Below are 7,611 nucleotides of genomic sequence, written 5' to 3'. Positions count from 1 at the left end.
CTTAAACTAAACGGTCTCCGGCCAAGCCGGGGCGGTTCATTGCGACCTCAATGTTCAGATGGAGGCGTTTATGAAGTCATTGCTCAACACTGTCGTGAATACTCTTTCGGTTCTGTGGGGCCAGGTGGTGGAGGAGACACGTCATCGGCAAGAAAGTGCTTGAATCCTGATCGTCAAGCCGGGAGACCGTAGAGGCGGTTCGAGTCCGCCACCCCACATCCATTCTCTAGTCGATCAGCCGAGTCGCCTATGTCCATCATTCGCCAGATTGCGTCCCTTAGCCAATCCTACGAAACTGCGAGCTACTCTTCGTAAGGTTGCGGAAATAGCTGACGTGTAAATAGCCTGACTACTGTTTGGATGAGATGGGCTTGGGGCGACAAGTGGAGCACCTGATCTTTTTTATGGACGACTTTGGCACGCGGACGATGTGTAAGCCCGGTGTAGAGCAGCCTCTTCCGCTAAATGAATTCAGTTTCGGTCTGGGCGGTATCATCGTGCCTTCCGAGAGTGTTGGAGAGCTGTCGGAAGCAGTATTGGCCTTCTGCAAACGATGGGATGTCCCGGAGTTGCACGGGAACAAGATTAGGGGTCGCAAGGGGAAGTTTGGGTTTCTGAAAACCGATGATGATGCCCGAGAGCGATTTTTCTTGGAGCTGGATGGTCTCATTTCGGACCCTCGAATCACAGCTCATGGCTGCGTTATTTGCAGGCTTGGTTATCGTGACCGTTATCTCGAAAAACATCCTGTAGCCTCCAGGTGGCAGATGTCCCGTACGGCATTCGACATTTCGGTCGAGCGGGCCGCGAAATATGCCAGAACAATCGGTCGCCGGATGTCGGTGGTATATGAGCGCACGGGAAAAGCTGAGGACCGACTATTTGAGAGTTATTTCAAAGGACTGCTTGCGGCTGGGACGGAGTTTGATGCCCAAACATCTGCAGTACACGCACCTCTCTCTCAGAGTGAACTTGCTGAAACGCTAGGGACCATCTGGCCTGATGGGAAAAACAATCCGATGCTGCAACTGGCCGATTTGGTAATACACCCATTGTGTAATCAGCCAACGAAACGACCAGATCGAGCTTATGAAAGGCTTCTAGCCTCAAAACAGATTATTGACTTCAAGAGCGACGATCCGACTATTGCCGTCAAATATTCCTGCTATGACGGCTCGTACCAAGAATGGGTACAGCCTACAAACACATAAGGGACCCGAAGGTCCCTTATGGCGGTCGGCGTAAAGCCTAACCCCGTGGCATTGCCATGCTCTATATCTACTGCACTCTTCTGCCGGTTGCAAGCGTCTTGTACCCACATACGAATGGCATCCCGTTGCTAGGTGCCAAATGGTTTCCTTTGTTGCTTGCATCGCCCGCGCAAACAATCTGCCTTCTCGGCAGGAGGACCCGAACTTGGATTATTTACCCCACCCCGCACGCGTAGGCTTCCTTGCCGCAGCTGAATGCGAACGATCTGACCAACTTGATGCTCGTATCGAAACACGGCTACAGCAATCACAAGGGACGTCGGGAAGAGAGCAATCCGTAGTGAGAAGCTGGATGGCGGCTGGAGAGCGAGCCGGTGTCACTGAATACGAGATGAGCCAACTGGGCGAGAGGGTAATTAGTTTTCAAAACTTGGCTGACGACGTCCTCAATGCTGATGAGAGTTCCATTTTTGATGTCTCGTCTCTGGTTTCGAAGCTACCCTTGAACGACATATCTCAATTCAATCTCGCCGATCTCGTCCTTCCCGGCGATGAAACCATCTACATCCATTTTGGGCGACAAGAAGCTTTCGTCTTAGATGGTACCGATGATCTTTATCTCGAAGGTGCGTATGTCACGCAGATAGATCACGGCGACGGAGGTGATGAAAAAAGCTCTTTCAGAGCCATCCTGGTTTACAGCGACCCGAACTTCGATGCCGAGGCTTTTGAGCGGCCACTTGGCCGCACCCTCAAACGCAACACCGACTACGTCAGGTTCGACATCCTTCATACTGACGACGTAGGCAAAGGGTTCTCAAGTCTGGCTCAAAACGGAGACCGGCAAGAGAGCCAAGTGATGGCGGCGGGCTTCCAGACCTATCGTTATGCCTATGACCGGCTCGTCCGATGCATGATCTATCTGGGTACTCCGGATCGCGATCTGGAGGCGGGCTTCTTTGCTGGCGCTCCGGTATCAATGCAGCGGAAAGCGCTGAAGGGTGACCCTGACGCGCTTTATGATCTTCTGTCGGAAGGGTTTCCAGCGGTCCAGTTTGTCGGTCGAAACATCAAGCAGATAGCGAAATTGGAGCAACCAGACTGGGGTTCCCAAACGTTTGGGTTTGGAAGGTAAGGAGGATTGTCGAAATGAAGGTTGGGCATAATTTCGTTCAGGGTCAGCGATAACGGCACTTTTGGCCACAGATGCCTGCCGTAGGGACAAACGTTAGGGGCCACACCAGCGGCGCTATCGCCAGGACTATCGGAATAAGAGAAAATGGTGCTGCTAGAGAGATTTGAACTCTCGGCCTCTCCCTTACCAAGGGAGTGCTCTACCCCTGAGCTATAGCAGCATCTTGTTCGCGGCGCGTGTCGCCGTTGCGAGCGAGCCGCCTATTGCCACAGCTTGGAGGGGAGCGCAAGCCGCAAAACGAACTTCCTGGGAAGAAATCCGCAGGCGGCGTTCCCGTCTTTCGGAGCGCGCGTTTTTCGGTTATCACGCGCTGCATGACAGAAGATCGGCAAAACCCCGGGATTGCAGGGCCGGCGGCGGAGCGGAGCGGCGAGGCCATTCCCTCCGGCGAGGCTGTGGATAAGCGCAAGGCTGCCGCGCGTGCGGCGGCTGAGCAGCGCAAGGCGCGTGCGGCGGAGAAGCTGCGCGAGAATCTCATGCGGCGAAAACAGCAGTCCCGCGCCCGCCGTGCCGGCCAGGCCGATGAAACGAATGGTCTGCCTGCCGCAAATTCGTCCCAACCCGATGATTAATCACTGCTGGACGGGCCGAATTGAACATGGCCTGTTTTTCGTCTAAACACCCTCGCGTCCGCGGGGCGGGATCAGCAGCAATAAATGAAAGGCGGGCTCAGGTCCCGTTTCGAAGGCTTACATGGATCGTATTCGGATTGTCGGCGGCAACGAGCTCAAGGGTGTGATCCCGATCTCCGGCGCCAAGAACGCGGCGCTGCCCCTGATGATCGCTTCGCTGCTGACCAGCGACACCCTGACGCTTGAGAATGTCCCGCATCTCGCCGATGTCGAGCTGCTTCTGCGCATTCTCGGCAATCACGGTGTTGACGTCTCCGTCAACGGCCGCCGCGAGCATCAGGATGGCTCCTATGCCCGCACCATTCATTTCACCTGCCGCACCGTCGCGGATACGACCGCTCCCTATGAACTGGTCTCCAAGATGCGAGCGAGCTTCTGGGTCATCGGTCCGCTTCTGGCGCGCGAGGGCAAGGCGCGGGTTTCCCTGCCGGGCGGCTGCGCGATCGGCACGCGTCCCGTCGATCTCTTCATCGAGGGCCTGCAGGCGCTCGGCGCCGAGATGGAAATCGACGGTGGCTATATCAACGCGACCGCTCCGAAGGGCGGCCTGATCGGCGCGACCTATAATTTCCCCAAGGTTTCCGTCGGCGCGACCCATGTGATGATGATGGCGGCCTCGCTCGCCCGCGGAACGACGGTGATCGGCAATGCGGCGCGCGAACCGGAAGTCGTCGACCTCGCCAACTGCCTGAATGCCATGGGAGCGAAGATTTCCGGCGCCGGCACGTCGACGATTACCATCGAAGGTGTGCCGAGCCTTTCGGGCGCCCGGCATCGGGTCCTGCCCGACCGTATCGAAACCGGCACCTATGCCATGGCCGTTGCCATGACCGGTGGGGATGTCACCCTGCAGGGAACCGACGCTTCCCTGCTCGATACCGCACTCGAAGCGATCCGGCGCGCAGGCGCGGAGGTCACCGAAACTCCTGGCGGAATCCGGGTCGTGGGCTACGGTTCAGAGATCCGTCCGGTCGATATCGTCACCGAACCCTTCCCCGGTTTCCCGACCGACCTCCAGGCACAGTTCATGGGCCTGATGACCCGCGCGAACGGCGTTTCCCACGTCACCGAGACGATCTTCGAAAACCGCTTCATGCACGTGCAGGAGCTGGCCCGTCTCGGCGCCAAGATCACGCTTTCTGGCCAGACCGCCCGCATCGAGGGCACCCGCCGCCTGCGGGGCGCGCCGGTCATGGCGACCGACTTGCGCGCCTCCGTGTCGCTGGTGATCGCCGGCCTTGCGGCGGAAGGCGAAACCATGGTTTCGCGTGTCTATCATCTCGACCGTGGGTTCGAACGGCTCGAAGAGAAGCTGACCCGCTGCGGAGCCGTGGTCGAGCGCATCAGCGACTGAGAACGACCGATCTCCGTTCCTCGCTGCCGTTGCGTCTTGCATTGCGGCAACCTATGTCGAAAAGATGATACGACGCTTCGCCTTCGGGCGGCCATTCGGGTAACGGTGAAATGACAAGTCTGAAGCTGCTCGCTCTCGATACCGATGACCTCTCGGTCATCTCCGCTCACATGCAGGATGCGGTCTTCCGCATTTCCGATATGTCGTTCCAGCCGCGCCCGGGCCTCTTTTCGCTGGCCGCTAACCGCTTTGTCTGGGAGGACGCTTCCGGCCGCCGCAAGGCCTACGAACGCCGTCGGGCTCTTTTGAGCTTCAAGCGGGTTTCCGCCGTTCGTTCGATCGGCTTTGACCGCACAAACGGTGATGATGTGCTGTCGCTTCTGGCGATCCGCTACCGGGCCGAGGGTGAGGGGCCGGAAGGCGTGCTGGAACTCGTGCTTTCCGGTGGCGGCATGATCGCCCTCGATGTGGAATGTATCGAAGCACAGCTTGCGGATACCGGCGGGGCATGGGAAACCAGCCTTAAGCCCGGCCATCCGGGCGATTGAACGGCAGGCGCCAAGGACGCGCCTGTCGAGGAGAGGGACTGAAGAAAAGTGGCGATCTGGCTGGATCAGGCATCCGGGGAATTCGAGGAGAGGTTTTCTGCCTTTCTGACGACCAAGCGCGAAGTATCGGATGACGTCAATGACGTGGTGCGCGCGATCATCGAGGATGTGAGGGCGCGCGGCGACGCGGCACTTGCCGATTATTCCAGGCGTTTCGACGGTATCGATTTCGCTGCGGTGCCCATGCGGGTGAGCGATGCGGAAATCGATGCGGCAATGGCCGAAGTCGATGACGAGGTGATGGTGGCGCTCGAGCTTGCCGCCGCGCGCATCGAAAAGCATCACGCCCGCCAGATGCCGAAGGACGATCTTTACGAGGATTCGATCGGCGTCGGCCTCGGCTCGCGCTGGACGGCGATCGAGGCGGTTGGTCTCTATGTCCCTGGCGGCACGGCGAGCTATCCGAGTTCGGTGCTGATGAATGCGGTGCCGGCAAGGGTTGCAGGTGTCCCACGCATCGTCATGGTGGTTCCGGCCTCGGGCGGGGCGATCAATCCCACGGTGCTCGCTGCCGCGCGCATCGCCGGCGTCCGGGAAATCTACCGTATCGGCGGTGCCCAGGCGGTGGCCGCGCTCGCTTATGGAACCCAGTCCATCGCCCCGGTCGCAAAGATTGTCGGCCCGGGCAACGCCTATGTTGCCGCCGCCAAGCGGCAGGTCTTCGGCACGGTCGGCATCGATATGATCGCCGGCCCGTCCGAAGTGCTGGTGATCGCCGATGCCAACAACGATCCGGACTGGCTGGCAGCCGATCTCCTCGCCCAGGCCGAACACGATCCGGGCGCCCAGTCCATTCTCATTACCAATGATGCCGGGCTCGGCAAGGCGGTCGAGGCAGCCGTCGAGCGACAGCTCAAGTCTCTCGGCCGTTCGGAGACCGCTGCCGCAAGCTGGCGCGATTTCGGCGCGATCATTCTCGTGCCGTCGCTCGCTGCCGCGATCCCGCTTGCAAATCGCATCGCAGCCGAACATCTGGAACTCGCGGTAGACGATCCGGATGCGCTGATGGCCGACGTGCGCAATGCCGGCGCCATCTTCGTCGGCCGCCATACGCCGGAAGTGATCGGCGACTATGTCGGCGGCTCGAACCACGTGCTGCCCACGGCCCGTTCCGCCCGCTTTTCCTCCGGGCTCTCCGTGCTCGATTTCGTCAAGCGCACCTCGATCCTGAGGCTTGGTCCGGACCAGTTGCGCATGCTGGCGCCGGCGGCCATCGCGCTTGCGAAGAGCGAGGGCCTCGATGCGCACGCGCGCTCGGTTGCCATCCGGCTCAATCTCGAAGGCTGAGCGATGGCCAAGGGCGACTTCCGGCTTTGCGATGTTGTGCTGGACGAGACGATCGGCCGCTCGACGCCGGATGTCGAACATGAGCGGGCCGTCGCCATCTTCGACCTGATCGAGGAAAACTCCTTCGAACCGGTCGGTCACTCCGGCGGTCCCTACAAGCTCTATCTCTCTCTGGTCGACAGCAAGCTGGTCTTCTCGATCCGGACCGAAGGCGGCGAGGATGTCGCCACCCATATCCTGTCGCTGACACCTTTCCGGCGGATCATCAAGGACTACTTCATGATCTGCGAAAGCTATTATGAAGCTATCCGTTCCTCGACGCCGAGCCAGATCGAGGCAATCGACATGGGGCGCAGGGGTATTCACAACGAGGGTTCGCAGACGCTGATGGATCGGCTTTCCGGCAAGATCACGCTGGATTTCGACACCGCCCGGCGGCTTTTCACGCTCGTCTGCGTTCTCTATTGGCGCGGGTAGGGCCAATGGCCGGCGAGAGGGCTCCCGATCAGAAGGTCAGGATGCCGGGTGCCGTTCTGTTCATCTGCGGCATGAATGCCATCCGCTCGCCGATGGCCGAGGCGATTGCCCGGCAGATGCTGCCGCGTGGCACCTATGTGGCATCGGCCGGCGTCCGTGCCGGCGAACGCGATCCCTTCGTTGACGCGGTCCTGGAGGAGATCGGGCTTTCGCTCGGCAGACGGCAGCCCCAGACTTTGGACGAACTGGAAGACGATTTCTTCGATCTTGTGGTGACGCTTGCGCCGGAGGCCCATCATGCGGCACTGGAGCTGACCCGTTCCTCGGCCGTCGAGGTCGTCTACTGGCCGATGCCGGACCCGACCGTTGCGATCGGCACGCGCGACCAGATTCTCGGTGCCTATCGCGAGGTGCGCGACCGCCTGCGCCGGCTGATTGCCGAACGTCTTCTGCCTTCCGTCGGAGGCCACACCGGGCCGGTCTGAAACAAATTGGAAAAGCGCACGCTACAAGGTTCACAAAACCTTGGTGATTGTGTAGTTTCCGCCCACATTTTCGGAGGCCCGCCGAGGCCCCGGCCAACATCCAGGAAAGATAACCGCTCTATGGCAAAAGAAGAAGTCCTCGAATTTCCCGGCGTCGTCACCGAATTGCTGCCCAATGCGACGTTCCGGGTGAAGCTGGAAAACGAGCATGAGATCATCGCCCACACGGCCGGCCGCATGCGCAAGAACCGGATTCGGGTTCTCGCCGGCGACAAGGTTCTGGTGGAGATGACGCCCTACGACCTGACGAAGGGTCGTATCACCTACCGCTTCAAGTAAAGCGCTCCCCCGACGAACGCCGC

9 protein-coding genes and 1 tRNA gene are annotated in these 7,611 nt (G+C 59.7%); 9 read left to right on the top strand and 1 reads right to left on the bottom strand.

Annotated elements, in window-relative coordinates; all coding sequences use genetic code 11:
- Positions 1–383: 383 nt before the first annotated feature.
- Together J5N58_RS22240 and J5N58_RS22235 are read left to right on the top strand one after the other, a co-directional pair.
- Positions 384–1,211: a DUF3800 domain-containing protein gene (locus J5N58_RS22240; protein ID WP_244713100.1), complete on the top strand. Its 828-nt coding sequence runs from the start codon at positions 384–386 to the stop codon at positions 1,209–1,211.
- Positions 1,212–1,416: 205 nt separating this feature from the next.
- Complete coding sequence (locus tag J5N58_RS22235) at positions 1,417–2,346, top strand: hypothetical protein (RefSeq protein ID WP_244713098.1); 930 nt, start codon at positions 1,417–1,419, stop codon at positions 2,344–2,346.
- A 145-nt stretch (positions 2,347–2,491) separates the two neighbouring features.
- On the opposite strand, the gene J5N58_RS22230 is transcribed toward J5N58_RS22235, so the two are convergent.
- Positions 2,492–2,566 (bottom strand) — tRNA-Thr (locus J5N58_RS22230).
- A 217-nt stretch (positions 2,567–2,783) separates the two neighbouring features.
- Between J5N58_RS22230 and J5N58_RS22225 the strand changes: the two genes are divergently transcribed.
- The 7 genes from J5N58_RS22225 to infA all read left to right on the top strand — a co-directional run bounded on the left by J5N58_RS22225 (position 2,784) and on the right by infA (position 7,588).
- A complete protein-coding gene (locus J5N58_RS22225) occupies positions 2,784–2,978 on the top strand; it encodes a hypothetical protein (protein ID WP_112831986.1) in 195 nt (64 codons plus the stop codon).
- A 121-nt stretch (positions 2,979–3,099) separates the two neighbouring features.
- On the top strand, positions 3,100–4,392 hold the full coding sequence (gene murA / locus J5N58_RS22220) for a UDP-N-acetylglucosamine 1-carboxyvinyltransferase (RefSeq protein WP_112831978.1): 1,293 nt from the start codon (positions 3,100–3,102) through the stop codon (positions 4,390–4,392).
- A gap of 110 nt (positions 4,393–4,502) precedes the next feature.
- On the top strand, positions 4,503–4,940 hold the full coding sequence (locus J5N58_RS22215) for a DUF2948 family protein (protein ID WP_112831977.1): 438 nt from the start codon (positions 4,503–4,505) through the stop codon (positions 4,938–4,940).
- Positions 4,941–4,988: 48 nt separating this feature from the next.
- Positions 4,989–6,287, top strand: coding sequence for a histidinol dehydrogenase (gene hisD, locus J5N58_RS22210; RefSeq protein ID WP_113448252.1), 1,299 nt, complete (start codon positions 4,989–4,991; stop codon positions 6,285–6,287).
- A gap of 3 nt (positions 6,288–6,290) precedes the next feature.
- Positions 6,291–6,764 carry a UPF0262 family protein gene (locus J5N58_RS22205; RefSeq protein WP_112831975.1) on the top strand — a complete coding sequence of 158 codons (474 nt, stop codon included), beginning with the start codon at positions 6,291–6,293 and terminating at the stop codon, positions 6,762–6,764.
- Positions 6,765–6,769: 5 nt separating this feature from the next.
- The gene (locus J5N58_RS22200; protein ID WP_162757497.1) at positions 6,770–7,249 is read left to right on the top strand and encodes an arsenate-mycothiol transferase ArsC; all 480 of its coding nucleotides are present in this window, start codon (positions 6,770–6,772) and stop codon (positions 7,247–7,249) included.
- Positions 7,250–7,369: 120 nt separating this feature from the next.
- Positions 7,370–7,588, top strand: coding sequence for a translation initiation factor IF-1 (gene infA, locus J5N58_RS22195; protein WP_004435948.1), 219 nt, complete (start codon positions 7,370–7,372; stop codon positions 7,586–7,588).
- The last annotated feature ends 23 nt before the right edge of the window (positions 7,589–7,611 follow it).

This window comes from Paenirhizobium cremeum (assembly GCF_022884085.1).
Lineage (GTDB): Bacteria > Pseudomonadota > Alphaproteobacteria > Rhizobiales > Rhizobiaceae > Allorhizobium > Allorhizobium cremeum.
This window is presented reverse-complemented; position numbering and strand designations above follow the sequence as displayed.